Below are 26,372 nucleotides of genomic sequence, written 5' to 3' on the forward strand. Positions count from 1 at the left end.
GTGACGGGCCGCCGAGGAGCCGCCGTGCTGTCAGTCGTCGTTGGCGATGGTGCCGACGGCGAGCGGGTCGGCCAGGTGCAGACCGGGAACCCCGGCCACCAGCAGGTTAACCTTCTCGTCGGCCTCCCGCTTCCGGTCACCCCGCACCTTGACCGCGAAGGTCAGCGAGGTCTTCCCGGCCGCGAGGAGCTTGCAACCGACGTACGGGTCGTAGTCCGACCCGGCCCGCGCCGTGGTGCCGTACGTGGCGGCGCAGATCAGGGCGGGCTGGGACAGCGGCCGGGACACGGTGACGGTGAAGGTGAGCGGGCGGGTGCCCTTGTCGCCCTCGGCCACCACGGCGTCGGCGACGCTCAGCGACGCGCGGGACCGGAACCGGGCCACCTGCGGGTCGTGGTCGCTGGAGCCGCGCGACCCGTCCCCGGTGAACTCCGCCGGCCAGTCGGCGTTGACGTGCGCCGCCCGCACCTGGACCAGGTCGTCGCGCAGCGCGTCGTTGACGAACAGGTGGTCCAGCGTCTGCGCCTGGCCCTGGAAGCTGTACGAGTACGCCGACGACGGCACGTCGGCGACCAGGTCGTCCCACAGGCTGTGCAGGCCCGCGTCGTACAGCGCGGCGAGCTGGTCCGACGGGGTCGGGTCGGCCCCGGTGGCGATCGGGTCGTCGGGGCGGGGGAAGACGTTGAGGTCCCCGCCGTACACCACCCGGGAGTTCCGGTCCGCGTTGTGGATCGCGGTGACCAGTGCGGCCCCGTACGCTGCCTGCTCGGTGCGCTGCCCGACCCGGCTGTCCGGCCCGGACGAGAAGTGGTTGCTCAGCGCCCACAGGTGGTAGCCCTCGGACCCGCCCGGGGTGGCCTTGACCCAGAACTTGCCGAGCTGCGGGGCCCGGGTGTAGACGTTGTCGCCGTCCTTGCCGGTGGAAGTGTCGGTGTCGGCCGGCAGCACCGCGTTGAGCGCCTTCGGGTTCTGCACGTCCGCGTTGGACGCCAGCCCCGCCGACCGGTACGGCACCACCGGCGCGGAGCCGAGCAGCGGGTCGGTGGCGGTCGCCTCGGCCAGCGACAGCCGGTCCGTCCGGTACAGGAACCCGGCGGTGATGCCCCGGTCGTCCGCGCCGGTCCGGTCGTACGCGGCGGCGTACGCCGGCCCGCCGGCGGCGGCCACGGCCAGTGCCAACTCCTGGAGGGTGTCCGGCGCGCCGTCGGCGTCGTTCGTGTCGCCGCACACCAGCGCGCCCCCGGAGACGGAGCAGATGTCCTGGTCCTCGGCCTCCTGCACCAGGATCAGGTCCGGCGCGTGCAGGTCGGTGCGGATCTGGTCGGCGAGCGAGTCCAGGTGCTCCCGGTAGTCGGCCTCGCTGGCCGGCACGTAGTCGAACGGCGGCTTGACCCCGGTGCAACCGGCGTTGCCGGTGAAGTCGCAGCCGTCGAACGGGTCGTCCCGGTGGTCGTAGAGGTTCTCCACGTTGTACGTGGCGACCGCGATCTCCCGCGACCGGTCGGCCGGCTGCGGCGGGTTGTTCTGCGCCGGGTCGGCCCCGGCGGCGAAGGCGGCCCGCTCGACCTGGACGCCGTACTTCTCGAACGAGTAGTAGAGCGCGCCGTACGCGTCCTCGGTGAGGGTGTCGAAGGTCCGGGCCGGCGGCAGCAGGGCGGCGTTGTCCCCGGCGGCGGCCTTGACGCCCATGGTGCCCAGCATGATCCGCTGGCCGTTGCCGTCGTCGAAGCGGCGGGTCGGGTCGTTGTCCAGCGGGTGCGCGTCCCGGAACACCCGGCGGGCGTACGCGTCGGCGCGGTCCAGCAGCGGGTCGTCCCGGTCGACCACCCACACCTCCGAGTCGGCGGTGGACGAGAACACGTCCCGGCCGCTCACCGCGCCGCTGCCGGCCCGGACCCGCAGCCGGGCGCCCTCGTGGCGCTCCCAGAACCGCTGCGCGGCGGCCAGGTCGGCCGGGGGCACCGCGTCGTCGACGGCGACGACGGCGTCCACGTCGAGCCCGGAGGCGACCTTGCTGACCAGCGAGGCCCCGGAGAGCTGGGTCAGGTTGTAGTACTCGGACACCCGGGCCCGCAGCACCACCTCGTCGCCCACGGTCGGCACGTAGCCGCCGATCAGCGACGTGAACGAGCCCATGAAGACGAAGATGCCGTCGGAGGAGGACGGGTCGCCGTCGCCCGCGTCGGCGCGGCTCTGCAGGAAGAAACCGTGCTGGTCGGCGCCGGCCGAGGTCCGGGCCAGGGTGCGCTGGGTGATCACGCCGCGCACGTCGTACAGCGTGCTGCTGGTGCCGTTGCCGGAGGCCGGCGCGAGCGGCGACCGGTCGGCCGGGCCGGACTCGGCGTCGGTGGTCGGGCCCTGCACCTCGCCGACGGTCAGCTCCCGGGTCACCGTGACGGCCAGCGCGCAGGTGGCGGTGGCACCGTCCGTGTCGGTCGCGGTCAGGGTCACGGTGTACGCCCCGGCGGCCAGGTCGGCGCTGGTGGCGACCGTGGCGCGGGCCGTGCCGCCGACCGCGTCGGCCGGGGTGAATCCGGTGCGGCTGATGGTGCCCGTGGTCGGGGTCGGGTCGACCGAGGTGACCGCCAGGTCGACGATCGTGTCGTCCGGGTCGGTGGCGGTGACCTCGCGGCTGGCGGCGGTGCCGGCGGACGTGGTCAGCGCGCCGCCGCAGGTGACGGTGGCGGGCTGGTCGACGGGGCCGCCGCCGTCGACGGTGTGCGCGCCCAGCCCGTCGAACGTGTCGGTGGCGAAGCCGGCCCATTGGGTGGCCGGGTCGAAGGTGTCCGACGGGTCGGTGTCGCCGGAGGTGACCGTGGGTAGCCGCCGCAGCGTGTTGTCGGCGGTGCTGGTGAGGCCGCTGCCCCACTCGGTGCCGGGGTCGACGCCGACCTGGCCGATCGAGTCGAGGACGGTGTCGCCCCGGCGCAGCACGATCGCGTCGTCGCCGTTGAACAGGCTGGCACCGGTCGTCTGGTCGGCCTGGGCGAGGATCGCCGGCGCGGCCGAGGCGGCGGCGAACACGAACGTGTCGCCCGCGGCGACGGTTCCGGTGAGCGCCAGGGTGGTGGCCGTGGTGTTGCCGTTGAAGTGGAGCTGGAGCTGGTAACCGCCGGCGGTGAGGTCGACGGGGGCACCGGTGCCGTTGAACAGCTCGATCGCCTTGTTGTTCGACGAGCCTTCGACGTACTCCGAGATGAACAGGTCGGTGGGCGCGGCGCTGGCCGCGGTGGGTGCGACGCCGATGACCGGAATGGTGACGGCTACGGCGGTCGCGAGCGCGGCAGTTCTGCGGCGCGGGCGCATGGGGCCTCCACGATGGGTGGACGTGAACGAACGCACGTTAAGCGGCGGCGCTGTCCGCCGTCCATCCCCTACGGGGCGCTTTGGTGAATTGCCGACTCAAGTTCCGAGGCGGTGCACCAGCTCGGTCACGTCCACGCTGTATTCGCACCACTCCCGGTCCGGGCGGTAGCCCAGCTCGGCGTTGACCTTCAGCATCGCCTCGTTGGCCTGGGCGTTCCAGGTCTGCACCTCGGTCAGCGTGGGCTCGGCCGAGCGCAGCTCCAGCAGCATCCGGGCCTTGATCGCCCGGTCGATGCCGTAGCCCCGGTGCTCCTGCACCACGATCGTGTCGTACTGGTCGGCTCGGGTCGGGTGCTGCGCCGGCACCACCACCTCGGTCAGCCCGGCCACCTCGCCGGTGCGGTCGTGGGTGGCGAGCACGATGTACGGCTTCATGCCGCGCCGGTGCAGCGTGGCCAGGCTGTCCCGTAGCCGCTGCGGATCGTACGAGCTGGGGCGCAGCTCGCCGTCGTCGACGTCGCGCTCCTTGGCCTTCGCCCGCGCGTACGCCTCGATCAGGTCGTCCGGCGGGCCGCCCGGGCAGAACTGGACCTGGTATCCCGCGCCGACGCCCGTGGCCATCTCGGCCAGCGCCGACCAGTCCACCGCGGACAGGTCGAGCACGCTGCGGGTCTCCACGTATTCCCGGGAGAAGCCCAACGCCTCGTAGAACGCCACGGCCGGGGTGCCGCCGACGACCTCGACCCCGATCGACTGGAAGCCCTCCTGGTAGACCCGGCGGGTGGCCACCCGGGCCAGGTCCCGGCCCAGACCGGCGCGGCGCACCGACGGATGCACCAGCACCTCCAGCACGCCGATGTCGCCGAGCAGCAGCACGTGGACGTGGCCGAGGATCGGGCCGGGCCCGCCCCCGGTGGCCGGATCGGCCTGGACCACCCAGGAGATCCGCCGCTCGCCGGGCATCACCTCGGAGAGGTATTCCCGCAGGTAGCTCTCCCGCCACGGCGGGTCCTGCGGGAGGTCGGCCGCCAGCACCGCGTTCAGCGTGTCCAGCAGCGACGCGATCTCGGCGGGCGACGCGGTCCGGGGGTCCCATTCGCGCACCATCACCCGTCTAGCTTGCCGCTTACGGCAGCTTGACGGAAGTGTCCAGTTCTCCGATGCGCCCGGATTCTCCGACGTGCCCGGACGATCACCTCACGTGCGGCTGGCCAGCCCGTACTCGTTGGCCTTGTCGAAGACGTCCTGGGCGTAGCGGCGCACGTCGTTGTACGACAGGATGGCACCCCACCAGTCGCCCGGGACCGTCATGTTCCGGCCACCCTTGCACAGGTAGTTGCCGGCGGCCAGGGCCGCGTCGTCCAGGTCGTGCGGGTTCTTGCGGCCGTCGTTGTCGGCGTCCGCGCCGATCTCCTGCCAGGTCGTGGGGATGAACTGCATCGGCCCGATCGCCCGGTCGTAGACGGTGTCCTTGTCGTACAGCCCCCGGTCGGTGTCGGTGATCCGCTGTCGACCGCCATTGCCGTCGAGCGCGTCGCCGATGATCTCCGGGAGCGCCTGCCCGTCCGGGCCCAGGGTCGCGCCGTTGGCCTGGCCGTGGCTCGACTCGACGTATCCGATCGCGGCGAGGGTGGTCCAGCTCAGCCGGCAGCCCGGGGTGGCCTGGGCGAGCGCCAGTTCGGCGTACCCGTACGCCTGCATGGCCACCGGCGAGATGCCGACCTTCGCCCCGGTCTGCTGGGCCCACGCGGCGAGCGCGTCCGCCGGCCGGCCGGTCGGCACCGGCACGACCGGCCCCGCGCTCGCGCCCGGCGCCGCCGTCGCGCCGGGCGGCAGGGGGGTGGCCGACCCGCCGGGCAGCAGCCCGCCCTGCGGCGTCGCCGTGCCGGCCCCCGGCGTGCCGGCGGAGCCGTCCACCGCCACCGGTCGGGACTTCGGCGCGGACGCCGGCACCAGCAGCGCCCCGGCGGCGGCGGTCCCGGCGACCAGCGCGAGCAGGAACAGGCCGGGCAGGGTGAGCCGGCCGCTCGGGCGGCGGGACCAGGCCCGGGTGGCGCGGGCGGCGGCGACCGCCGCCTGCCGGGGCGGAGGCATGCGCACGGCGTGGGCGAACGGCACCCGACGCCGACGGGCCACCCCGGTCGGCTTCGCGGCTGTGGCCTTCCTGTCGGCCCCCTCGCCGTCGGACTCTTTCCCGTCGGCCACCTTCCCGTCGGCTACCTTCTCGTCGGCGGCCTCCTCCTTCGGGGCCGGCTCGGTCGCTTCCGGCTCCTCCGGTCCCGGTTTCGTCGCCTCCGGCCTCTTCGGTTCCGGTGCGGTCGGCTCCGGTTCTGCTTGCTCGGGCTTCGCCGGCTCGGGCTCGACCCGCCCCGGTGTCGCCTCGCGGACGCCGGTCGGGTGGACGGTCGGGTCGGCGGCCGGCGGCGGGTCGGCGGCGGGCGGCGGGTCGGCGGCGGGCGGCGTGGCGTCGGCGGGTGACTCTCCGCGCAGCCAGGGCCGGCGGGGGCGGGGCAGCCGGGCGCGTGGGGGCACGCCACCCGGATCCTCGGGTGGCGCGGCCGGTCGCAGGGATCGAACCGTCGGTCTGTCCTCGCCGTCCACCACCCGTCGAGTATCACCCATGTCCCGCCCGGAGTCAGGCCCGGTCGTACCCTTGTGCCATGCCCCGGTACGAGTTCCGCTGCCGCGCCTGCGGCGACACCTTCGAGGTCAACCGTCCGATGGCGCAGGCCGGTGAGCCGGCGTCCTGCCCGTGCGGGCACGCCGACACCGTCAAGCTCCTGTCTACCGTGGCCGTGACCGGCCGCGGCGGCGCGGGTGCGGCCGCACCAGCCCCGTCGGGCGGCGGCTGCTGCGGTGGCGGGTGCGGCTGCTGACCCCGACCTGGCCCGACCGACCCGACCGGCCCGACCTGGCCGTACCGGCCCAGGCACTGCCGCTTCCGGCCCCGGTTGGCACCTTGGGGTGGATTTCGCCCATCCGTTCTCACGATGCGTGACGGCACGACCATAGGGCAGCATGAACCCGTCGTCATGGGGGCGGAGGTTCGACGTATGTCGCCAGGGATCCACCTCCCGAGCGGATGGGTGACCTTCGTGTTCACCGACATCGAAGGTTCGACGCGCCTGGCCCAGCTGCTCGGCCCGGGTTACCGGCCGGTGCTGCGCGAGCACCGCAGGCTGCTGCGCGACACCCTGGCCCGCACCGACGGCGCGGAGCTGCTCACCGAGGGCGACTCGTTCTTCATCGCGTTCCCCGACGCCGGTGCCGCGCTCACCGCCTGTCTCACCGGGCAGCGCGCGCTCGCGGCGCACGACTGGCCGGCACCCGAGGCCGCGCCCCGCGTCCGGATGGGCCTGCACACGGGCTGGGCGGAGCCCCGCGACGGCGAGTACGCCAGCCACGAGGTGCACCGGGCCGCCCGGGTTGCCGCCGCCGCCCACGGCGGGCAGGTGCTCTGCTCGGCGGCCACCGCGCGGCTCGCCGCCCCGTTGCCGGCGGGCGCGTCCCTGCTCGACCTCGGCCTGCACCGGCTGCGCGGCTTCGACGACCGGGAACGGCTGTTCCAGCTGCTGGCGCCCGGCCTGGAGCGGCAGTTCCCCCGGCCGCGCACCGCCGACGCGGTGGCCCACAACCTGCCGACGCAGGTCACCTCCTTCGTCGGCCGGGAGGCGGAGCGGGCCGAGCTGCGCCGGCTGACGGCGGGGCACCGGCTGGTGACCGTGCTCGGGGCGGGCGGGGCCGGCAAGACCCGGCTCGCCGTCGAGCTGGCGGCCGGCACGGTGGAGGAGTATCCGGACGGCGTCTGGTTCGTCGACATCGCCACGGTGACCGACCCGGGGCTGGTGGCGTTCGCGGTCGCCGCCGTGCTCGGGCTGCGTCCGGAGCCCGGCCGCCGGATGTTGGACACCCTGGTCGAGCACGCCGCCGCCCGCCGGATGCTGGTCCTGCTGGACACCTGCGACGCCCAGCCGGCCGCCTGCGCCGAGCTGATCTCCCGGCTGCTCGCCGGCGGGGGCGGGGTTCGGGTGCTGGCCACCAGCCGCGAGTCGTTCGGCCTGCCCGGCGAGGTGGTGTGGCGGATCCCGCCGCTGTCCGTCGAGCCCCGGCCGGGCGGCGCGGAGAGCGACGCGGTGGCGCTGCTGCTGGACCGCACGGTGGCGGCCCGGGGCGGCCGGGAGCCGGCCCTGGTCGAGTCGGCCGACCTGCGGCGGGTGGTGCGCAGGCTCGACGGGTTGCCGCTCGCCATCGAGCTGGCCGCCGCCCGGCTGCGGGTGCTCTCCGTCGGGCAGCTCGCCGAGCGCCTCGACGACGTGCTCGGGACCCTCGACGCCGGCCGGGACGCCCCCCAGCCGCCCCGGGACGAGCACGGCTGGACGGGCAACCAGCAGGACACCGTCGACCTGGTGGCGGCGTCTCGGGGCAACGCCCCGCCCACCCAAGCGACCCGTGCCGTGCAGCGGTCGGCCGCCGAGCGGCACCTCACCATCCAGGCCACCGTCACGTGGTCGTACCGGACCCTCGGGCCCCGGGCGGCCCGGCTGCTGCGCTGGCTCGCGGTCTTCGCCGGCCCGGTGGACCTGCCGACGGTGGAGTGGCTGCTCGACGACGACCCACTCGATCCGCTGTCGGTGCTGGTGGACAAGTCGATGATCCTGGCCGAGCCGCACGCGTCGGGCAGCACGTACCGGATGCTCGACCCGATCCGGGCGTACGCGGCGCGGCGGCTGGCCCAGGCGGGTGAGGAGCGCGCGGCCCGGGACCGGCACCTGGCCTGGTCGACGCGGGCGCTGCGGCGGGCCCACCTCGGGCCGGACGGCCGGCCGACGACCCTTTCCCTGTACGCCCTCGACCCGCTCGCCGGCGAGCTGCGCGCCGCGCTGCGGTGGTGCGCGACCGGTGGCAGCGCCCGAGACGGGCTGCGCCTGGCCGGGGGCCTGGACCAGTGGTGGCGGGAGCGCGGGCTGGCCCGGGAGGGGCGGCTCTGGCTGTTCCGGCTCTACGGCCGGATGGCCGAGACCGGGGAGCACGTGCCGGACGCCGAGCTGGCGGCGGCGTACCACATGCACTCGCTGCACGCCGGCGCGGACGGCGAGTTCGCGGAGGAGCTGCGCTACTCCCAGCAGGCCGAGGCGGCGGCCCGCCGGGCCGGCGACGCGGGCCCGCTGGCCCGGGTGCTGGCCGGGCGGGCGGCCCCGCTGGTCGACATGGGGCAGTTCGCCGAGGCCGAGCGGGCCTGCCGGGAGGTCCTGGCCTGGGCGCACGAGCGGGAGGTGGCGGGAGACGCCCTCTTCGCGGTGCTCAGCCTCGCCGAGCTGCTCTGGCGGCGGGGCGCGCTGGCGGAGGCCGCGGAGCTGCTCGGCGCGGCCCGCCCGGTCGAGGCGGGCCGCCCGGCCGACCGGGGGCGCCGGTCGGTGGACATGCTGCTCGGCATGGTGGCGCTGGCCCGGGGCGACCTGGTGGCCGCGCACGAGCACCTGCTGGTCGCGTTGCGCTCCCGGATGAGCCACGGCTTCCACCGCCGGGCCTGCGACACCCTGGACGCGATCGCGGTGCGTTGCGCGGCCGGCGGCGACGCGCTGACCGCCGCCCGGCTCTTCGGTGCGGCCCAGGCGACCCGGGAGAGCCTGCGGTCGACCCCCGGCATCTACGGCGCGTACTGGCTGGAACGGCAGGCCGAGCTGCGCCGGACGATGGGCGACGTGGCCTTTGACGACGCGTACGGCGAGGGGAGCGAGCTGGGGCTGGAGGAGGCGGCGGCGCTGGCGTTGGCGGTGGAGCACCCCGACCTCGGGGTGGACTCGACCCGCTTCGCCGCCACCGGAACGCCGGCTCCCGCTCCCGCCCCCGCGCGTCCCGCTCCCGCTCCCGCCCCCGCGCGTCCCGCCGAGGGCGGCTGTTAAGAAGGGGCCCTTGCTATGCAGAAAGCGTTGACAAGGGGCCCTTCCTTGCACCTCAGCGCTCGGCGGCGGCCTTGATGCGGGCGGCGCGGTCGATGTCGGCCTGCTGGACCGCCGCGACGGAGCCGAAGATGCTGACCGCCTCGTAGTAGGTCCAGGCGAGGCTGTAGCAGGCGGGGCGGACCACCGAGCTGTACGTGGCGCAGACCCGCTTCAGGTCCTCGTAGAAGGCGCTGTCCAGCCGGGCCTTGTTGGCCGAGAACTGGCCCATCTCCTTGTAGTTGCGGTAGCCGAAGTCGTGCCGCTGGCAGGAGAGCTTGAAGCTGAACCCGAGCGGGTTGTCCGGGCTGGACGAGCAGTAGTCGGTGGACCAGTTGAAGGCGTACTCGCTCCAGGCGGACTGGTTCTGTCGGGCCGAGTTCCAGGTGTTGTAGCTGCTGGCGCTGGTCTGCGTCCAGCTCGACAGCACGCTGAGCTTCTGGTCGGTGCTGACGGCGGCCGTGGCGGGGGCGGCGACCCCCAGCGCGACGAGCAGGGCGAACGCGCCGGAGGCGAGGATGGTGGCGAGGCGTCTGGGCACGGGGGACCTCCGCGGGGGTGTGCGGTGTTGGTGGTTACCGGCGGGTCACCGGATTCGACAAGTGTCGATCGAGCCGCGGGCGGTCGAGTATGTCATAAACGAATATCTGGTGACATGAGTCGAAACAGACGAATGCCCCGGGCGACGGGGCACCCGGGGCATTCGTCTGTGCCGTCAGCCGTCAGCCGTCAGCCGTCAGCGCACGAAGCGCGGTGGGCTGACGGGGCTCTCGTTCGACAGCCGGTCCAGCGCCGTCACGTGGTACGTGTACCGCACGCCGGCCCCGGCGGTGGCGTCCACCCAGGACTGCGTCGCGCCGGGGGTGGCCCGGACGGTGCCGACCAGGTGGGACGCGTCGGCGAAGCCGCAGCCGCCGGCCGGGGCCGTCCCGTCGAACCGGTAGATCGCGTACGACGTGGCCCGGCCGAACGGGCCCACGCCGTCGGCCGGCTGCCGCCAGCTCAGTCGCACCCCGTCGGCCTGCCGCTGCGCGCCGGTGACCACCGGGGGCAGCAGCGGCTTCGCCGGCAGTTGCGGCATCGCCGGCACCAGGGCGGGGCGCGAGTAGTGCTCGGCGGCGTAGCGGTCGGTCGCCCCGAGCCGGTTCGTCCGCACCTGCACGGCCGAGAAGTGCACGTTGCCGAGCACCTCCGGGTACGCCCGGTTGAGCGTCAGGTGGTCGGACAGCTCCTGCGGGTTCTGCCAGTACGCGCCGTACGCCGGGTCGCCGCTCTTGTAGTCGGCTTGGCCGATGTAGAGCTGCACGCGGGTGCCGCGCACCGTCTCGGCCCACCACGGCACCAGCCGCGCGTAGTCGGCCGCCGGGTACTGGCCGATGTACCAGTAGAGCTGCGGCACGATGTAGTCGATCCACTCCTGCTTGACCCACTTGCGGGTGTCGGCGGAGATGATGTCGTACGACTGGCTGCCGGTGGTGTCCGAGCCGAGCGGGTCGACGGAGGCGTTGCGCCAGATACCGAACGGGCTGACCCCGAACTTCACCCACGGCTTCGCGGCCTTGATCCTGGCGTTCGTCTCCCGGATCAGCAGGTCGATGTTGTCCCGCCGCCAGTCGGCCCGGTCGGTGAAGCCCCGGTTGAACTCGGCGAACGTCGCGTCGTCGGGCACCTGGTGGGTGCCGCTCGGGTACGGGTAGAAGTAGTCGTCGAAGTGGACGCCGTCGACGTCGTACCGCGTGACGGCGTCCATCATGGCGGTCTGGACGAACTCGCGGACCGCCGGGACCCCGGGGTTGTAGTAGAGCCGGCTGCCGGCGACGCCGGCCGGCGGGTACGCGAAGGTCCACTCGGGGTGCTGGCGGGCCGGGTGGTCGGGCGCGAGCTGGGTGAGGTCCGGGCCCGCGCCGCCGGGGGCCGGCATGGAGATCCGGTACGGGTTGAACCAGGCGTGGAACTCCAGGTTGCGCTTGTGCGCCTCGTCGACGAGGAAGGCCAGCGGGTCCCAGCCCGGGTCCTGCCCGCGCACCCCGGTCAGGTACTCCGACCACGGCTCGTGCGGCGAGGGCCAGAACGCGTCGGCGGTGGGCCGGACCTGCACCACCACCGCGTTGTGGTGCAGCCGCTGCGCCAGGTCGAGCCAGCCCAGGTATTCCGCCTGCTGGGCGGCGATGCGGTCCGGGGCGGTCTGCGACGCCTTGGTCGGCCAGTCGATGTTCACCACCGACGAGATCCACATGGCCCGGAACTGCCGCTTCGGGGTGGCCGGGTCGGTGGCGCAGGAGGCGGCGGTCCCGGCCGCGGCGCTCTTCGCCGCGCCGCCGGTTTGCGCTGCGGCGGCAGGGGAGGCGGCGGCGAGCGCGCCGAGCAGGGCCACGGCCAGCCCGGCGGCTCTGAGCCGAGTTGCCTTCATCGGTGCGTCCCTTCGATGGGGCTCAGCCCCTGCGGTGGGGCTCGGCGGGCGCGATGCTTGCTGCGGCAAGAATCGCCGCAGTCAATCTGTCGCTGGTAGGAAATTTTCACATCGGGCGGGTCCGGCGCAAGACCTCCGGCCGGATCGGTGCCCGCCCGGCAGAGAAGGGAACCCCTCTCACCGCCCGATGTGGCGCTACGCGCCCGCGCTGATGTGGCGCTACGCGCCCGCGCCGGTGGGGGCGAAGCGCAGCAGGTTCCAGGAGGCCGCCGGCAGCAGCACCGAGCAGCGGCCCCCGTCGCAGGCGGGGGCGGCCAGCTCCCGGGGCGTGACCCGGTCGGGCTCGGCCTCGGTGTTCGTGGCCTCCGGGTCGGCCCCGGCAGCGAGGGCCAGGTGGGCCGCCCCGGACAGGCCCGGCAGGCCGCGCAGGTCAAGGTCGAGGGGGAGGCCGGCGGAGCCCCGGTTGACCGCGAGGACGGTCAGCGCGCCGGTCTCCTCGTCGTGCAGCGCCACGGTGTCCAGCACCGGGACGTCGCCGTAGCGCTTCGTGGCGTACGTCGGGCAGACCGGCTCGGTGCGCAGCACGGTGCCCCGGGCGTAGCGGGCGGTGAGGGCGAACGGGTGGAAGATGCTCTGCCGCCAGGCCGGACCGCCGGTGCGGGTGCGAATCGGGGCGATCACGTTGACGAGTTGCGCCTGGCAGGCCACCCCGACCCGGTCGGCGTGCCGGAGCAGGGTGATCAGCAGGTCGCCGACGACCACCGCGTCGACGGCGGTGTAGTCGTCCTCGATCAGGGCGGGCGCCTCGACCCAGCCGCGCCGGTCCAGGTCGGCCTGGAGGCGGGACTGGTACCAGACGTTCCACTCGTCGAACGAGACCTTCAGTTTGCGCCGGTGCCGCTGCTTGGCTGCCACGTGGTCGGCGGTGGCCACCACCTCGGCGATGAAGTTGTCCATGTCCACGGCCGAGGCAAGGATGCTGGCCCGGTCGCCGTCGGCGGGATCGTAGTAGGTGTGCGCGGAGATGTAGTCCACGTGCTCGTACGTGTGCTCCAGCACGGTCGCCTCCCAGGAGGCGAACGTCGGCATGCCCCGGCCGGAGCTGCCGCAGGCGACCAGGCTGACCGACGGGTCGATCATCTTCATCGCGCGGGCGGTCTCGGCGGCGAGCCGGCCGTACTCGTCGGCGGTCTTGTGGCCGACCTGCCACGGGCCGTCCAGCTCGTTGCCGAGGCACCACAGCTTCACCCCGTACGGCTCCTTCGCGCCGTGGGAGCGGCGCAGGTCCGACAGCCGGGTGCCGCCGGGGTGGTTGGCGTACTCCAGCAGGTCACAGGCCTCCTGCACGCCCCGGGTGCCGAGGTTGACGGCCATCATCGGCTCGACCCCGGCCGTCGCCGCCCAGGTCATGAACTCGTCGAGGCCGAAGGCGTTGGTCTCGATCGTCTTCCAGGCCAGGTCGAGCCGGCGGGGCCGGTCGGCGGCCGGGCCGACACCGTCCTCCCAGCGGTAGCCGGAGACGAAGTTCCCGCCGGGGTAGCGCACCACGGAGACGCCCAGCTCCAGGGTCAGCTCCAGCACGTCGCCGCGCAGGCCGAGCGGGTCGGCGCTGCGGTGGCCCGGCTCGTAGACCCCGCCGTACACGCAGCGCCCCAGGTGCTCGACGAAGGAGCCGAAGATCCGGCGGTCGGCCGGCCCGATCGCGAAGGCCGGGTCGATGGTCAGCTGCGCGGTCACCGGGGAGTCCACCTTTCGTCGCCGTCCCGTTGGTTCTATAGCGTTGTACTCAACGTTGTAAAGAGGTGGGGTGCCGGCAGTACCAGCGGGGAGGCGTCAGTGCGACACAGGCTGAAGGACGTGGCGGAGCGGGCGGGCGTGTCGGTGAAGACCGTCTCCAACGTCGTCAACGGCTACCAGCACGTGCGGCCGGACACCCGGTCCCGGGTCGAGCAGGCCATCGCCGACCTGAACTACCGGCCCAACCTCTCGGCGCGCAACCTGCGCAAGGGGCGTACCGGGGTGATCGCACTGGCCGTGCCGGCGCTGGACGTCCCCCACTTCGCCGAGCTGGCCCGGCACGTGGTCGCCGCCGCTGCCGAGTTGGGCTGGACGGTCCTGATCGACCAGACCGGCGGCGGCCCCGAGCAGGAGCGGAAGGCCGTCGCCGGCATCGGCGACCACCTCGTCGACGGCCTCATCGTCGGCCCGCTGGCGCTCTCCGCCGAGGACCTCGCCGGCCTGGACGGCACCCCGACGGTGCTGCTCGGCGAGCGCGTCGATCACGGCCCCGCCGACCACGTGATGATCGACAACGTGGCCGCCGGCCGCGAGGCCACCGCCCACCTGATCGCCCTCGGCCGCCGCCGGATCGCCGCGATCGGCGCGCAGCGCACCCCCGAGGGGGCCGCCGCCCGGCTCCGCCTCGCCGGCTACACCGCCGCGCTCGCCGAGGCCGGCATCGCCTACGACGAGCGCCTCGTCGTGCCCGCGCCGGCCTGGCGCCGCGCGGACGGCGCGGCCGCCATGCGCGACCTGCTCACCTCGGGGGTACGCCCCGACGCCGTCTTCTGCTTCACCGACACCCTCGCCCTCGGAGCCCTACGGGCGCTGCACGAGGCCGGCCTGCGGGTCCCCGGCGACGTGGCGATCGTCGGGTTCGACGACATCGAGGACGGCCGCTTCTCCATCCCCACCCTCACCACCGTCGCCCCCGACAAGGAACGCATCGCGGGGCTGGCCGTCGAACTCCTCGCCGACCGCGTCAACGGCGACCGCCACACCCCACAGAGGGACGTCTCGGCCCCCTACCGCCTGACCCCCCGCGAAAGCACCGCCCCGGATGCCCGCTGACGCCGCTTCCGCCTCAGCTGAAGAAGCGGGACAGGTGGGCCGGGGTGGGTGCCGGGGCGTCCGCCGGCAGGGGGGTGAGGTCGGCGAAGATGCTGGCGCCGTCGCAGCCGACGTGCAGGGGATACCAGCGCGGGCTGCCCGGCGGGCGTTGCAGGCAGATCCCCTTGAACGTCTGCACGTCCAGCAGCCGCACGTGGGTAGGGTCGGCCACCGCGTTCACGTGCCGCCACCAGGGGCTCATCACGTGCAGCACCCCGCCCGGCCGCAGCACCCGGTGGCACTCGTCCACCAGCGGCAGGAAGTCGATCAGGTGCTCCAGGATGTGCACCGCGAACAGCACGTCCACCGAGTCGTCGGCCAGCGGCAGCGACCCGGACAGGTCGGCCACCGCGTCCACCCCGGGGGCGGGGAAGATGTCCAGCCCCAGGTTCTGCGGATACTGCTTGGTGCCGCCGCAGCCCAGGTCCACCACGACCGGGTCACGGCCGGCGACCCGCACCCGGCCCCAGACGCCGAACACCCCGGCGAGCCGGCCGACCAGGTCCCGGACCAGGCGCAACTGCGCGGCGTCGTCGACCTCGCCGGTCAGGTGCGCCACCCCCCGGTCGAAGCGCACCCGCACCGCCAGGTCACGCAGCCGCCCGTCGTGGGCCGCCTGATCCGCCCACGCCTCGGCGAGGAACTCGTCGACCGCCCGCAGCCGTTCGGCCGAGGGCGGGGTCAGGGCCGTCGCGACCATGGGCCACCTCCGGTGCGCCCGTACCCGGCTGGGCGGGCGCTACACCCCGGCCGGGCAAGGTCCCCCGAAGGAGGCCGGGCCGTCAGTGCTCGGTGACCCGCCCGGCGTCCACCCGCACCCGGCGGTTGACGGCCACCGCGTCCAGCATCCGCCGGTCGTGCGTCACCAGCAGCAGCGTCCCCGGGTAGCCGGCCAGCGCCGACTCCAACTGCTCGATGGCCGCCAGGTCCAGGTGGTTCGTCGGCTCGTCGAGCACCAGCAGGTTCACGCCGCGCCCCTGCAACAGCGCCAGCGCCGCCCGGGTCCGCTCGCCCGGCGACAGCGACGCCGCCGTACGCAGCACGTGCTCGGCGCGCAGGCCGAACTTGGCCAGCAGCGTCCGCGCGTCCGCCGGCGACAGCTCCGGTACGGCCAGCCGGAACGCGTCCAGCAGCGGCTGCTCGCCGAGGAACAGCCCCCGGGCCTGGTCGACCTCGCCGACCACCACCCCCGGGCCCAGCGAGGCGTGGCCGGCGTCCAGCGGCAGCCGGCCCAGCAGCGCGCCGAGCAGGGTGGTCTTGCCGGACCCGTTCGCCCCGGTGATCGCCACCCGGTCGGCCCAGTCGATCTGGAGGGTCACCGGGCCGAGGGTGAAGCTTCCCCGGCGTACCACGGCATCGCGCAGCGCGGCCACGACGGCGCCGGCGCGGGGCGCGGCGGCGATCTCCATCCGCAGTTCCCACTCCTTGCGCGGCTCCTCGACCACCTCCAGCCGCTCGATCAGCCGGTCCGTCTGCCGGGCCTTCGCCGCCTGCTTCTCCGACGTCTCGCCCCGGTGGTGCTTCACGTGCTTGTCCGGGTCGGTGGCCTTGCGGCGGGCATTGCGCACGCCCTTCTCCATCCACGCCCGCTGGGTGCGGGCGCGCGCCTCCAGCCCGTCCCGGGTGTCGGCGTACTCCTCGTACTCGGCGCGGGCGTGCCGGCGGGCCACCTCCCGCTCCTCCAGGTACGCCGCGTAGCCGCCGCCGTAGTGCCGGATCAGCTGTTGGTGCAGGTCCAGCTCCAGCACCCGGGTCACCGTGCGGGTGAGGAACTCCCGGTCGTGGCTGACCAGCACCGTCCCGGCGCGCAGCCCGGTGACGAACCCCTCCAGCCGGTCCAGCCCGGCCAGGTCCAGGTCGTTGGTGGGCTCGTCGAGCAGGAACACGTCGTAGCGGCTGAGCAGCAGCGAGGCCAGCCCGGCCCGGGCCGCCTGGCCGCCGGACAGCGCCGTCATCGCATGGTCCAGGTCGACGGTGAGCCCCAGCTCGGCGGCCACCTGTTCGGCCCGTTCCTCCAGGTCCGCCCCGCCCAGGCCCAGCCAGCGCTCCAGCGCCTCGGCGTACTCGTCGTCGGACCCGGCCACCCCGGCGGTCAGCGCCTCGGTCGCCGCGTCCAGGGCCGCCTGGGCCGCCGTCACCCCCGTCCGGCGGGCCAGGAAGTCCCGCACCGTCTCTCCGGGTCGCCGCTCCGGCTCCTGCGGCAGGTGCCCCACGGTCGCGGTGGGCGGGCTCAGCGTGACGCTGCCGGCCTCGACGGGCAGCAACCCGGCGAGGGTACGCAGCAGCGTCGACTTGCCCGCCCCGTTCACCCCGACCAGGCCGATCACGTCGCCCGGGGCGACCACCAGGTCCAGCCCCGAGAAGAGCAGCCGCTCCCCGTGCCCGGCCGCGAGATCCTTGACCACCAAAGTCGCGCTCATCAGGAGCCGAGCCTATCGACCGCGTCGATCGGATAAGGAAGGGCACCTTGTTAACGCTTTTTGTATAGGAAGGGCCCCTTCCTGACACCTCGCCCGGGTGCAACTTCCTGTGGCGGAACACTCGCGGTCCGGCCGGTGTTGTGCCAGCGTCGGATCAGGTGCCGGCGAGCGAGACGAGGAGGTGGGTCGATGGACCTTCTGGCGGAGTACCGACGGGCGACGATGTTCTTCGAGATGGGTGACGCGTCCGGGGCGGTTCGGCTGCTGGAGCCGATCGTCGAGGCCGAGCCCGGCAACTCCGCGGTGCGGCAGCTGCTGGCCCGCGCCTACTTCCAGACGGCGCAGCTCAACCGCGCCGAGGAGCAGCTGCGCCAGCTGGTCGAGAAGGACCCGAGCGACCACTACGCGCACCACGTGCTGGGCCGGACGCTGGAGCGGCTGAACCGCCCGGCGGACGCGTTGCGGCACCTGCGCATCGCCGCCGCGATGTACTCGACGAACACCGACTACACGACCGCGCTGCGCCGGGTGGAGAGCCGGGTCGGTGGCGGCCACTGACGCACCGCGTCAGGGGGAGGATTCACCCCTCTCCCTGACGCGGGCCCCGCTTCGTCCAGGCCAGGAACCTTTCGAACAACTCCGCCGGGGGCGGGACGGCGTTCGGGTTGAGTTTGACCAGGTCACCGGTGGCGTCGAACAGCATTCCGGCCATGAACACAGATAGCCCCACCCGATCCCGCCGGTAGTCCATCGTCAGCAGCAGCCGGGCGGGCTGACAGGGCCAGGGGGCTGCGCACACCCGGCACAGCCACAGGGGCCGCATCGGAACGTGGGGTCGGACGACCCTGCCCTGGCTGTCATGCACAGGGGAAATCTTCGGCGGGCTCATGGTGCCAGGGTCGTGGCTACGCCACCCCCTAGTCAAGGCCCTAGTAGGGTGTCGCCCAACTAGGGCCTTCCCCAGTGGGGACGTGTCTAGCCTCCCGTGTATGGGCCGGAATCTCATGGGTGCGTACGAGATTCGGATGAGGCTGGGCGTTAGCAGGCAGCGCGTCGAACAGTTGATGAAGCGTGCCGACTGGCCGCAGCCCTACGAGACGCTCGCCACCGGCCGGATCTGGCGTACCGAGGACATCGAGGCCTGGATCCGCGAGCACCGGCCGAACCTGGACGACGAAGCCTGAGCGTCCGCTGTGCCGCGGGCCTAGGCCTACCATGGGCTGCCATGGGAGTCGCGCAGGTAGTGGAGGCGGGATGAAGCTCAAGCTGGACCTGCACGAGATCTTCAACAAGGGGCACGACATCGACCGCGCGCTACGCGGGATCATAGACGAGGCGGTGGCGAAGAAGGCCACCCTCGTCGAGATCATCCCCGGCAAGGGCTCCGGCCAGCTCAAGAAGCGGGTGCTGCGGTTCCTCGACCAGAAGGACGTCAAGCAGCTCTACCACCGGGTGGAGAAGGACTCGAAGAACTTCGGCCGACTCTTCATCCACTTCCGCTGGAAGTAGTGCCAAAGTGCCCTCGACCTGCACTTCCGGGCGCTCGTAGGGCCGCTGTAGAGGATCATGCCGTCTCTGGGGCGTCATAGTTGTCGCCGGCCTGGCTTCTGGCTGGACGACGGTCATGCACACACACTGGCCACCAGAACAGCCCCTGCCCCTCCAGACAGCTTTACGCAGCCAGCAGGCCGAGGGTCGACTGCCAAACGATCGATGGCGGAACCGATGCGGACTTGAACTGAGGAATCAAGCTTTGCCAGTTCGCGGGGTTGCGGAGTTCGTGAGCTCCACCTTCCATGTCACAGGCCGAGCTCCCGCTTGACCGCGTTCCACGGTTGGGGCGACTCGCCATCACGCATCGCCGCCAGTGCATCCGCGCAAGCCTGGGCGTCTTCCTCGTTGATTGCTCGCTCCATGAGCTCGTCAAGCTGAGCAAGCTGCTCACGTGCCTGAACCCTCAGGGCCTGCGTCCGGTTCGGGTTCCTGGCGACCGACTCCAGGTACTGCCTGATCGTTTCCAGGTCGTGAGAATCCAGCGATGTCGGTGGCCCCATCGCTGCCACGCGCTGCCCGTGACGAGTCAGGTATACAACGTTGCCTTCCTCGGCCGCCTCGACAGCCTCAGGCGGCGGGCCGGCATGAGGTGGCACCTCATACTCATATGCGTGCGCGGCGGTCATGGGTCATGGTAGCGCTGGATGGGGCCCGAAGCTGGGCAGCCGAGCTAGGCGGTGACGGCGAAAGTCTGGCAGTTGGCACTAGACCTCGATGCCGCTGGAAGTAGCGGGCTGCCAGCCACCCGGTCATGGCCAGCGGACGCATCCCAGAGCCCTCTACAGCGGGTACGTGCGGGCCACCGCCAGCATCTCCGAGCTGTGCGAGCCGACCACCCCGACGCCCGCCGGGCGGGGGCGGAACCCGGGAACGGCGTCCAGCCCGTCGCTGGCGTCCATCACCCGCAGCGACGTCGGGCCGGAGCCGGCCGCCACCACGAGGGTGACCTCGATCCCCTCCGGCGGCGGGGCGTGGAACACGATCCCGAAGCCCCAGGGGTCGCCGGTGGCCCGTCCGCCGGGGACCACCCGCCCGGCCACCACCGCCGACTCAACCTCCGTCGCGCCGTCGACGTGCAGGGTGAGCAGCCGCACCGGCCGCTGCGGGGTGATCCGTACCCGCACGGTCCGCTGCTCAACCGACCCCGATCCCGAGGACTTGCTGTCGGCGAGGACCTCCAGCTTCGGCGCGGGCAGGTTCGCCGCCTGCGCCGGCCCGGCCCGCAGCTCGGTGTCGCCGAGCCCGGGGAAGTCGGCTACCGGCGTCACCCCGTCGACGAACTTCGCCGTCCACGGCTGGGGGTCGGTCTCGTGGCTGAGCCAGCGGGCCTGCCCGGTGCCGGCGTCGAGGGCGTACATCAGGTGGGTGGGCACGGGGTGGGCGGCGTCGAAGCGGTCGACGGCGAGCCCGACCCCGGCGAACACCGCCGCCGCGAGCCCGGCGGCGACGGCCGGGAGCGCGCCGGCCCGGCGGGCGCGGGCGGCGACCAGGCCGCGCTGCCCGCCGGCCTCGGGGTGCAGCAGGTCCACGACCGGCAGCGCGGCCAGCCCGAGCAGCACCGCGAACAGCGCGGCGACACCGCCCATCGCCATGCCGAGCGCCGGGAAGAGCAGGACGACGGTCGGCAGCAGGATCACCACGGCCACCGCGCCGGCCACGGTCGCCGCGACCACCGGCCACGGGCCGTCGACCCGGGCTGCCAGCGCGATCAGCCCGGCCGCCGCGCCGGCCAGGGCGGGCAGGGTCGTCAGGTACGCCCCGCCGGGCACCAGCACCGCCAGCACGATGCCGAGTACGGCCAGCCAGCCCAGCCCGCCGATCGCGAGGGCGGCGGGGCCGACCCGGCGGCGGGTCAGCGCGTACCAGGTGAACAGGGTCGCGGCGGCGAGCGCCACCACGGCGAGCCGGTACCAGGTGGGCCGGTACGGGTCGAGCAACTCGGCGTAGCCGGGCCGGACGGCGGTGACGCCCGCCCAGAGCAGCTGCGCGCCCAGCGGGGCGACGACGATCGGCACCAGGCCCAGCGCGAAGCCGGCGGCCAGCCGCCCGTACGTGGTCCGGCCGCGCCGCCGGGCGAGCCAGCCGAGCGCGAGCACGGCCACCAGGGCGGCCACGGCCAGCGGCAGGACCAGCCAACCGGGGTAGCGGGCCAGCCCGCCGGGGACCGGGAAGTACGTGGCGTCGTGCCCGGCGTCGAGGGCCTTGAGGTCGGCGCGGCCGAACTCGCGGGCCAGGCCGAGCGCGTTGTCGCCGTGCTGCTGGAGGCTGGCCCGGTCCATCGCGGCGGGGGTGTCCAGCGGCGTGTGGTAGATCGCCCCGCCGTCGATGTACGCGGAGTTGAGCCCGACGAAGCCGGCCCGGTCGAGGAACGCGGTGAAGTCGGTGTCGTTGGGCAGCGCCCGGTAGATCTCCACGGCGAAGGAGGTGCCGACGGGGTGCGGGGCGGCCCGGCCGAACACGTCGACGAGCTTCGCGTTGTCCCGGGACGTCTCGAACATGATGACGGGGCCCGTGGAGCCGCGCGCCTCCAGGTTGAGCACGACCCCGCCGTCGGCGGCGAGCGGATGGTCGCTGGCGAACGCGGACGCCCCGCAGAGGCACGCCTCCTCGGCGTCGGTGAGCACGAACACGACGTCGTTGCGGGGCCGGGGGCCGGCGGCCAGCGCGCGGGCCACCTCCAGGATGGTGGAGGTGCCGGCGGCGTCGTCGTTGCCGCCGGGGCCGGACTGCACCGAGTCGTAGTGGGCGACCAGGAACACCTTGCCGGTCGGGTCGGTGCCGGGCAGCCGGGCGACGACGTTGCGTACCCGGGCCAGGGTCGCTCCGGCGGCGGCCCCGCTGAGCTGGCCGGCCTCCCGGGCGACGGTGTCCTGCACCGTGGTCTCCAGGCCGAGGCCGCGCAGCACGCTCTCCAGGTGGGCGCGGACCTGGTCGTTGGCCGGGCTGCCGGCGGGGTGCGGCCGGGCCGCGATCGTCTCCACGTTCCGGTACGCCCGGGCGGCGCTGAACTCGTCGGCGGGGGCGTCGGCGGGGCGCGGGGCGGGGGTTTCCAGGTCGTACGCGACGGTGCCGCCGACGGCGAGCAGGGCGGCGAGCGCGGCGAGGGCGGCGAGCGGGCGGCGGCGGGGCCGGGCCAGCGCCCGGTCGGCGGCGCGGGTGGGGGGCGGTGCGCCCACGGGGACTCCTCGGGGGTGGGGCGGGGCGGGCCCCGACGCCAGGGTGGGGCCAGGGTGGGCACCATCCTGCACCGCCGGGGCCCGCAGCGGGACTCCCCAGGGGGTGGGGAGGGCTCCCCGGGGGGCAGGCGGGACTCCACCGCGGGGCACTTGTCCCCTTTGTCCGCCGCAGGGTCGTGACCGGTGGCGTCCCGCCCGTGCCAGACCCGTCGTGTTGTGTGGGAGCGTTGTCTAATACAGGATCAGCAGGGCACTCGGAAGGAGCGCGACATCGCCAGCGATCTCCCGCGTCCCGGTGCGGTGACCCGGCTGCCTCGGGGGGCCGGCCCTGCCGGTTCCTCCGTCGTGCCCCGGGCGTTCCCGGTCGGGGGCGGTCTGGGGCACCACCCGGTGCTGCCGCCCGGTGAGCGGCTGCGGGTGCTGCTGGTCGAGGACGACGAGGGCGACGCCTTCCTGGTCGGCGAGCTGCTCGCCGAGACCAACTCGATGATCGACCTGCTGGTCGCCACCAGCCTGAGCGAGGCCCGGCGGCGGGTGGTGGGCGTCGACTGCGTCCTGCTCGACCTGGGCCTGCCCGACGCGCAGGGGCTGGACGGGCTACGTCAGGTGCTGGAGATGTCCAGCGGCGCGGCGGTCTGCGTGCTGACCGGGCGCTCCGACGAGCACCTGGGCATCGTCGCGGTCGCCGAGGGCGCGCAGGACTACCTGGTCAAGGGCCAGGTCGACGGCGTGCTGCTGACCCGGGCGCTGCGCTACGCGGTGGAGCGCAAGCGGGCCGACGTCAACGCGCGGCGGCTGCGCGAGGTGGAGCTGCGCCAGGCCGAGTCGGCCCGGCTGGAACGCGGCCTGCTGCCCCAGCCGCTGATGTCGACCGACCAGGTCGCGGTGCACACCTTCTATCGGCCCGGCCGGCACGCGGCGCTGATCGGCGGCGACTTCTACGACGTGGTGCAGACCCGCCCCGACCGGGTCGACCTGATCGTCGGCGACGTCTGCGGGCACGGCGTGGACGAGGCGGCGCTCGGGGTGGAGCTGCGGGTGGCCTGGCGGGCGCTGGTGCTGGCCGGGGTGCCCGACGACGAGGTGCTGCCGGCCCTGGAGCAGGTGCTGATGAGCGAGCGCCGGCTCCAGGAGATCTTCGCCACCGTGGCCACCGCCCGGCTCGACCTGGCCGGCAACGCCGCCACGGTGCGCCTTGCGGGGCATCCGCCGCCGCTGCTGCTGTCCGGCGGTAAGGTCGCGCCCGTGCCGGCGCCGGGCGGCCTGCTGCTGGGCGTCCGCCCCCGCCGGCCCGTGGCCTTCGACCTGGAGTTCGACGTCGATGACTGGTCCCTGTTGATGTACACCGACGGCCTGATCGAGGGGCGCGTCGGCGACGGCGACGAACGGCTCGACGTCCCCGGCCTCACCGGGCTGCTCGGCGACCGGGACAATCTGGCCGTGCCGCTGGCCGAGCTGCCGGCGTGGCTGGTCGGGCGGGCCGAGCAGCTCAACGGGGGCCCGCTCGCCGACGACGTCGCCATGCTCCTGGTCACCCGGGGCGGTGGCCGGTGACGGCACGGACCGCCGGCTGGACCCTGCGCCGCCGGGTCGTCGCGCTGCTCACCGTCGTGGGCGTGCTGCTGGGCGCGTCGGTGGCGGTCGAGATCGCCGTGGCCGCCAAGAACCGCGACTACACGCACTCGGTGCTCGACCGCACGGGCCCGCTGCGCGCCCAGTCGCAGGAGCTGCTGAGCGTGCTGGTCGACCAGGAGACCGCGATCCGGGGGTACGCGCTGACCGGCGACCGCCGCGACCTCGAACCGTACGTGCAGGGCGGCGAGCGCGAGCAGCAGCTCTACCGGGGCATGCGCGACCTGATCGGCCCCCATCCGGAGCTGGCCCGCCAGCTCGACACGGTCGAGGCGGAGGCGGCGCGGTGGCGCAGCACGGTCGCCGAGCCGGTGATCCGGACCACCGAGGAGCAGGGCACCGCCGCCGGGCGGGCGCTGATCACGGAGGACTCCCGGCAGCGCTTCGACGTCATCCGCAACTCGGTGAGCCAGCTCCAGGAGGGCATCCTCGCCGAGCGTGAGAGGGGCGCCGACAGCATCTACCGCACGAGCAGCATGCTGGTGCTGCTGCTGATCGGGGCGGCGCTGGTGGTGGCGGTGGCCGGCGCGGTGCTGCTGATCTCGCTGGAGCGGATGGTGGTCCGGCCGCTGACGGGCCTTGCCGAGCAGATCCGCGAGGTGGTCAAGGGCGACTTCCAGCACCGCATCGCCGGGTCCGGCCCGCCGGAGTTCCTGCGGCTCGCCGACGACGTGGACGCGATGCGCCAGAAGATCGCCGAGGACCTGGCCGAGGTCCGCCAGGCCCGGGAGCGCATCGAGTGGGTCAACAGCCAGCTCCAGAAGCAGGCCGAGGAGCTGGTCCGCTCAAACCGGGACCTGGAGCAGTTCGCGTACGTCGCCTCGCACGACCTGCAGGAGCCGCTGCGCAAGGTGGCCAGCTTCTGCCAGCTCCTCCAGCGCCGGTACGCGGGGCAGCTCGACGAGCGCGCCGACCAGTACATCGCGTTCGCCGTGGACGGCGCGCAGCGGATGCAGCGGCTCATCAACGACCTGCTGGCGTTCTCCCGGATCGGCCGGCTCACCACCGGTTTCACGGAGGTCGACCTCAACAAGGTGATGGGCGACGTGGCGGGGCAGACCGAGGCCGCCCGGCAGTACGCCGACGGCGAGCTGACCTGGGACGATCTGCCGACGATCCGCGGCGAGGAGCCGCTGCTGACCAACCTGTTGGCCAATCTGGTCAGCAACTCGATCAAGTTCCGCCGCCCGGACGCGCCGCCGAAGGTGCACGTCTGGGCGCGGCTGGTGGGCGACGAGTGGGAGATCAGCTGCCAGGACAACGGCATCGGGATCGAGCCGGAGTTCGCGGACAAGATCTTCGTGATCTTCCAGCGGCTGCACTCCAAGGACGCGTACCCGGGCACCGGCATCGGGCTGGCGATCGTGAAGAAGATCGTCGAATACCACGGCGGCCGGGTCTGGGTGGACACCGACACGGCCGAGGGCACCGCGATCCGGTTCACCCTCCCGGCGTTGCCCGAGGACGTGGCGGCTGCGGCGCGGGCCGCCGAGCAACCGGCCGCCGGCGAGGCTGCGGGCGGCGAGGCTGTGTACGGCGAGGCGGCGGCCGACGGGCCGGCGACCGGCGAGGCGACGGCAGCGGGCGAGGCGGCAGCGGCCGGCGGGACCCCGGACAGCGACGGCACGAAGGAGGCGGTGGGATGACCGCGCCCGAGGACGGCAAGAGCCCGATCGAGGTCCTGCTGGTCGAGGACGACCCGGGCGACGTGCTGATGACCCAGGAGGCGTTCGAGGAGCACAAGCTCCGCAACCGGTTGACCGTCGTCTCCGACGGCGCGGAGGCTTTGGCCTACCTGCGCCGGGAGGGCAGGTACGCGGACGCGGTGACGCCGGACCTGGTCCTGCTCGACCTGAACCTGCCCCGCCGGGACGGCCGGGAGGTGCTGGAGGAGATAAAGCAGGACGAGCAGCTCTGCCGCATCCCGGTGGTGGTGCTGACCACCTCCCAGGCCGACGAGGACATCCTGCGCAGCTACCAGCTGCACGCGAACGCGTACGTCACGAAGCCGGTCGACCTCGAGCGGTTCATCGCGGTGGTCCGGGAGATCGACGAGTTCTTCGTCAGCGTGGTGAAGTTGCCGCCGCGTGGCTGACCTCACCGACACCCTGGCCGACGACGTCGCCGAGCTGCTGCACCGCGCGGCGGCGGACGTCGTGCTGCCCCTGTTCCAGCGGCTGGACGACGCCGACGTGACGGAGAAGGCCCCCGGCGAGCTGGTCACGGTCGCCGACCAGCGGGCCGAGGAGCTGATCAGCGCCGGGCTGCTCCGGCTGCGCCCCGGCTCCGTGGTGGTCGGCGAGGAGGCCGTCGCCGACGATCCGGCCCTGCTCGGCCACCTGCGCGGCGGCGGGTACGACGGCGGCGGGCACCTGCGCGGCGGCCGAGACGGCGGCGGGGACGTCTGGCTGGTCGACCCGGTCGACGGCACCGCCAACTTCGCCGCCGGGAAGCGCCCGTTCGCCCTGATGGTGGCGCTGCTGACCGGCGGGGAACAGGTCGGCGCGTGGGTGCTCGACCCGCTCGCCGGGACGCTCGCCATCGCCCGCGCGGGCGCCGGGACGACCGTGAACGGCGAGCCGGTGCGCGCCGCCGACGGGGTGCCACCGCTCGGCGCGCTGCGCGGCACCGCGATGACCCAGTTCCTGCCGCCGAAGCTGCGGCGGCGCGCCGAGGCCGGCGGGGAGCGCATCGGCGAGCTGCTGCCCGGCCAGCACTGCGCCGGTCGGGAATACCTGGACGTGCTCGTCGGCACCCAGGAGTTCGTGCTCTTCTGGCGTACCCTGCCGTGGGACCACGCCCCCGGGGCGCTGCTGGTCCGCGAGGCGGGCGGCGTGGCCCGCCGGTTCGACGGCAGCGACTATCACCCCGCCGACGACGCGCCAGGGCTGCTGGTCGCCGTGAACGAGCGGGTGTGGGCCGAGGCCCGCGAGGCGCTGATCCTCGGCTGACATCCATGGGAGCAACCGGCGGGCCGCTCGCCGCCGCCCGGTCCGGTATCCTGACCGGCGGTCTCCGCCAGCGGGCCGCCGCCCGGCGCCGGCGG

The 26,372-nt window shown here is 73.8% G+C and carries 21 protein-coding genes; 10 read left to right on the forward strand and 11 right to left on the reverse strand.

Going from position 1 to position 26,372, the window contains the following annotated elements:
• Positions 1-30: 30 nt before the first annotated feature.
• The 3 genes from ACFT41_RS13355 to ACFT41_RS13365 form a co-directional block, all read right to left on the reverse strand.
• Complete coding sequence (locus ACFT41_RS13355; RefSeq protein ID WP_377583071.1) at positions 31-3,306, reverse strand: lamin tail domain-containing protein; 3,276 nt, start codon at positions 3,304-3,306, stop codon at positions 31-33.
• A 96-nt stretch (positions 3,307-3,402) separates the two neighbouring features.
• Positions 3,403-4,413 (reverse strand): GNAT family N-acetyltransferase, encoded by a 1,011-nt coding sequence (locus ACFT41_RS13360; RefSeq protein ID WP_377583081.1) that lies wholly within the window; start codon positions 4,411-4,413, stop codon positions 3,403-3,405.
• A 90-nt stretch (positions 4,414-4,503) separates the two neighbouring features.
• The gene (locus ACFT41_RS13365) at positions 4,504-5,910 is read right to left on the reverse strand and encodes a lytic murein transglycosylase (RefSeq protein ID WP_377613815.1); all 1,407 of its coding nucleotides are present in this window, start codon (positions 5,908-5,910) and stop codon (positions 4,504-4,506) included.
• 56 nt (positions 5,911-5,966) lie between these two features.
• Here ACFT41_RS13365 and ACFT41_RS13370 point away from each other — a divergent pair, with 56 nt between their 5' ends.
• On the forward strand, positions 5,967-6,182 hold the full coding sequence (locus tag ACFT41_RS13370) for a zinc ribbon domain-containing protein (protein WP_377583067.1): 216 nt from the start codon (positions 5,967-5,969) through the stop codon (positions 6,180-6,182).
• Positions 6,183-6,359: 177 nt separating this feature from the next.
• Positions 6,360-9,209, forward strand: coding sequence for an ATP-binding protein (locus ACFT41_RS13375; RefSeq protein WP_377583065.1), 2,850 nt, complete (start codon positions 6,360-6,362; stop codon positions 9,207-9,209).
• 52 nt (positions 9,210-9,261) lie between these two features.
• Here ACFT41_RS13375 and ACFT41_RS13380 read toward each other — a convergent pair whose 3' ends face one another.
• The 3 genes from ACFT41_RS13380 to ACFT41_RS13390 all read right to left on the reverse strand — a co-directional run bounded on the left by ACFT41_RS13380 (position 9,262) and on the right by ACFT41_RS13390 (position 13,392).
• Positions 9,262-9,786, reverse strand: coding sequence for a phospholipase (locus ACFT41_RS13380; RefSeq protein ID WP_377583063.1), 525 nt, complete (start codon positions 9,784-9,786; stop codon positions 9,262-9,264).
• Between the two features lie 195 nt (positions 9,787-9,981).
• On the reverse strand, positions 9,982-11,655 hold the full coding sequence (locus tag ACFT41_RS13385) for a glycoside hydrolase family 10 protein (RefSeq protein ID WP_377583061.1): 1,674 nt from the start codon (positions 11,653-11,655) through the stop codon (positions 9,982-9,984).
• 219 nt (positions 11,656-11,874) lie between these two features.
• Positions 11,875-13,392 carry an alpha-N-arabinofuranosidase gene (locus ACFT41_RS13390; protein ID WP_377583059.1) on the reverse strand — a complete coding sequence of 506 codons (1,518 nt, stop codon included), beginning with the start codon at positions 13,390-13,392 and terminating at the stop codon, positions 11,875-11,877.
• A gap of 99 nt (positions 13,393-13,491) precedes the next feature.
• Here ACFT41_RS13390 and ACFT41_RS13395 point away from each other — a divergent pair, with 99 nt between their 5' ends.
• The gene (locus ACFT41_RS13395; protein WP_377583057.1) at positions 13,492-14,505 is read left to right on the forward strand and encodes a LacI family DNA-binding transcriptional regulator; all 1,014 of its coding nucleotides are present in this window, start codon (positions 13,492-13,494) and stop codon (positions 14,503-14,505) included.
• A gap of 13 nt (positions 14,506-14,518) precedes the next feature.
• On the opposite strand, the gene ACFT41_RS13400 is transcribed toward ACFT41_RS13395, so the two are convergent.
• Both ACFT41_RS13400 and ACFT41_RS13405 read right to left on the reverse strand, forming a co-directional pair.
• Complete coding sequence (locus ACFT41_RS13400) at positions 14,519-15,244, reverse strand: methyltransferase domain-containing protein (protein WP_377583055.1); 726 nt, start codon at positions 15,242-15,244, stop codon at positions 14,519-14,521.
• Positions 15,245-15,326: 82 nt separating this feature from the next.
• On the reverse strand, positions 15,327-16,964 hold the full coding sequence (locus tag ACFT41_RS13405) for an ABC-F family ATP-binding cassette domain-containing protein (protein WP_377583053.1): 1,638 nt from the start codon (positions 16,962-16,964) through the stop codon (positions 15,327-15,329).
• A 189-nt stretch (positions 16,965-17,153) separates the two neighbouring features.
• Between ACFT41_RS13405 and ACFT41_RS13410 the strand changes: the two genes are divergently transcribed.
• A complete protein-coding gene (locus ACFT41_RS13410; RefSeq protein WP_377583051.1) occupies positions 17,154-17,522 on the forward strand; it encodes a tetratricopeptide repeat protein in 369 nt (122 codons plus the stop codon).
• Between the two features lie 22 nt (positions 17,523-17,544).
• Here the strand turns inward: ACFT41_RS13410 and ACFT41_RS13415 are convergent, their stop codons facing one another.
• The gene (locus ACFT41_RS13415; protein ID WP_377613816.1) at positions 17,545-17,787 is read right to left on the reverse strand and encodes a hypothetical protein; all 243 of its coding nucleotides are present in this window, start codon (positions 17,785-17,787) and stop codon (positions 17,545-17,547) included.
• Between the two features lie 202 nt (positions 17,788-17,989).
• Between ACFT41_RS13415 and ACFT41_RS13420 the strand changes: the two genes are divergently transcribed.
• Positions 17,990-18,148 carry a DNA-binding protein gene (locus ACFT41_RS13420; protein WP_377583047.1) on the forward strand — a complete coding sequence of 53 codons (159 nt, stop codon included), beginning with the start codon at positions 17,990-17,992 and terminating at the stop codon, positions 18,146-18,148.
• A gap of 70 nt (positions 18,149-18,218) precedes the next feature.
• Positions 18,219-18,473, forward strand: coding sequence for a Smr/MutS family protein (locus tag ACFT41_RS13425; protein WP_377583045.1), 255 nt, complete (start codon positions 18,219-18,221; stop codon positions 18,471-18,473).
• 290 nt (positions 18,474-18,763) lie between these two features.
• Here the strand turns inward: ACFT41_RS13425 and ACFT41_RS13430 are convergent, their stop codons facing one another.
• Positions 18,764-19,144: a hypothetical protein gene (locus ACFT41_RS13430; protein ID WP_377583043.1), complete on the reverse strand. Its 381-nt coding sequence runs from the start codon at positions 19,142-19,144 to the stop codon at positions 18,764-18,766.
• 153 nt (positions 19,145-19,297) lie between these two features.
• A complete protein-coding gene (locus ACFT41_RS13435; protein WP_377583041.1) occupies positions 19,298-21,694 on the reverse strand; it encodes a M28 family peptidase in 2,397 nt (798 codons plus the stop codon).
• A 345-nt stretch (positions 21,695-22,039) separates the two neighbouring features.
• Between ACFT41_RS13435 and ACFT41_RS13440 the strand changes: the two genes are divergently transcribed.
• From ACFT41_RS13440 to ACFT41_RS13455, 4 genes are read left to right on the forward strand one after another with little or no spacing between them, the layout of a single operon-like run.
• On the forward strand, positions 22,040-23,248 hold the full coding sequence (locus ACFT41_RS13440; RefSeq protein WP_377583039.1) for a PP2C family protein-serine/threonine phosphatase: 1,209 nt from the start codon (positions 22,040-22,042) through the stop codon (positions 23,246-23,248).
• On the forward strand, positions 23,245-24,972 hold the full coding sequence (locus ACFT41_RS13445) for an ATP-binding protein (RefSeq protein WP_377583037.1): 1,728 nt from the start codon (positions 23,245-23,247) through the stop codon (positions 24,970-24,972). The genes ACFT41_RS13440 and ACFT41_RS13445 overlap by 4 nt, the downstream gene beginning before the upstream one ends.
• Positions 24,969-25,421, forward strand: coding sequence for a response regulator (locus ACFT41_RS13450; protein WP_377583035.1), 453 nt, complete (start codon positions 24,969-24,971; stop codon positions 25,419-25,421). The genes ACFT41_RS13445 and ACFT41_RS13450 overlap by 4 nt, the downstream gene beginning before the upstream one ends.
• Positions 25,414-26,277: an inositol monophosphatase family protein gene (locus ACFT41_RS13455; protein WP_377583033.1), complete on the forward strand. Its 864-nt coding sequence runs from the start codon at positions 25,414-25,416 to the stop codon at positions 26,275-26,277. Before ACFT41_RS13450 ends, ACFT41_RS13455 begins: the two co-directional genes overlap by 8 nt.
• Positions 26,278-26,372: the final 95 nt, after the last annotated feature.

Source organism: Micromonospora sp. NPDC057141 (assembly GCF_042670805.1).
Taxonomy (GTDB): domain Bacteria; phylum Actinomycetota; class Actinomycetes; order Mycobacteriales; family Micromonosporaceae; genus Micromonospora.

Excerpts from the sequence above, each read along its gene's own strand:
- ACFT41_RS13355 (WP_377583071.1), bottom strand. The coding sequence starts at position 3,306 with ATGCGCCCGCGCCGCAGAACTGCCGCGCTCGCGACCGCCGTAGCCGTC.
- ACFT41_RS13405 (WP_377583053.1), bottom strand. The coding sequence starts at position 16,964 with ATGAGCGCGACTTTGGTGGTCAAGGATCTCGCGGCCGGGCACGGGGAG.
- ACFT41_RS13375 (WP_377583065.1), top strand. The coding sequence starts at position 6,360 with ATGTCGCCAGGGATCCACCTCCCGAGCGGATGGGTGACCTTCGTGTTC.
- ACFT41_RS13360 (WP_377583081.1), bottom strand. The coding sequence starts at position 4,413 with ATGGTGCGCGAATGGGACCCCCGGACCGCGTCGCCCGCCGAGATCGCG.
- ACFT41_RS13430 (WP_377583043.1), bottom strand. The coding sequence starts at position 19,144 with ATGACCGCCGCGCACGCATATGAGTATGAGGTGCCACCTCATGCCGGC.
- ACFT41_RS13410 (WP_377583051.1), top strand. The coding sequence starts at position 17,154 with ATGGACCTTCTGGCGGAGTACCGACGGGCGACGATGTTCTTCGAGATG.
- ACFT41_RS13370 (WP_377583067.1), top strand. The coding sequence starts at position 5,967 with ATGCCCCGGTACGAGTTCCGCTGCCGCGCCTGCGGCGACACCTTCGAG.
- ACFT41_RS13385 (WP_377583061.1), bottom strand. The coding sequence starts at position 11,655 with ATGAAGGCAACTCGGCTCAGAGCCGCCGGGCTGGCCGTGGCCCTGCTC.
- ACFT41_RS13400 (WP_377583055.1), bottom strand. The coding sequence starts at position 15,244 with ATGGTCGCGACGGCCCTGACCCCGCCCTCGGCCGAACGGCTGCGGGCG.
- ACFT41_RS13415 (WP_377613816.1), bottom strand. The coding sequence starts at position 17,787 with ATGCGGCCCCTGTGGCTGTGCCGGGTGTGCGCAGCCCCCTGGCCCTGT.
- ACFT41_RS13420 (WP_377583047.1), top strand. The coding sequence starts at position 17,990 with ATGAGGCTGGGCGTTAGCAGGCAGCGCGTCGAACAGTTGATGAAGCGT.
- ACFT41_RS13450 (WP_377583035.1), top strand. The coding sequence starts at position 24,969 with ATGACCGCGCCCGAGGACGGCAAGAGCCCGATCGAGGTCCTGCTGGTC.
- ACFT41_RS13425 (WP_377583045.1), top strand. The coding sequence starts at position 18,219 with ATGAAGCTCAAGCTGGACCTGCACGAGATCTTCAACAAGGGGCACGAC.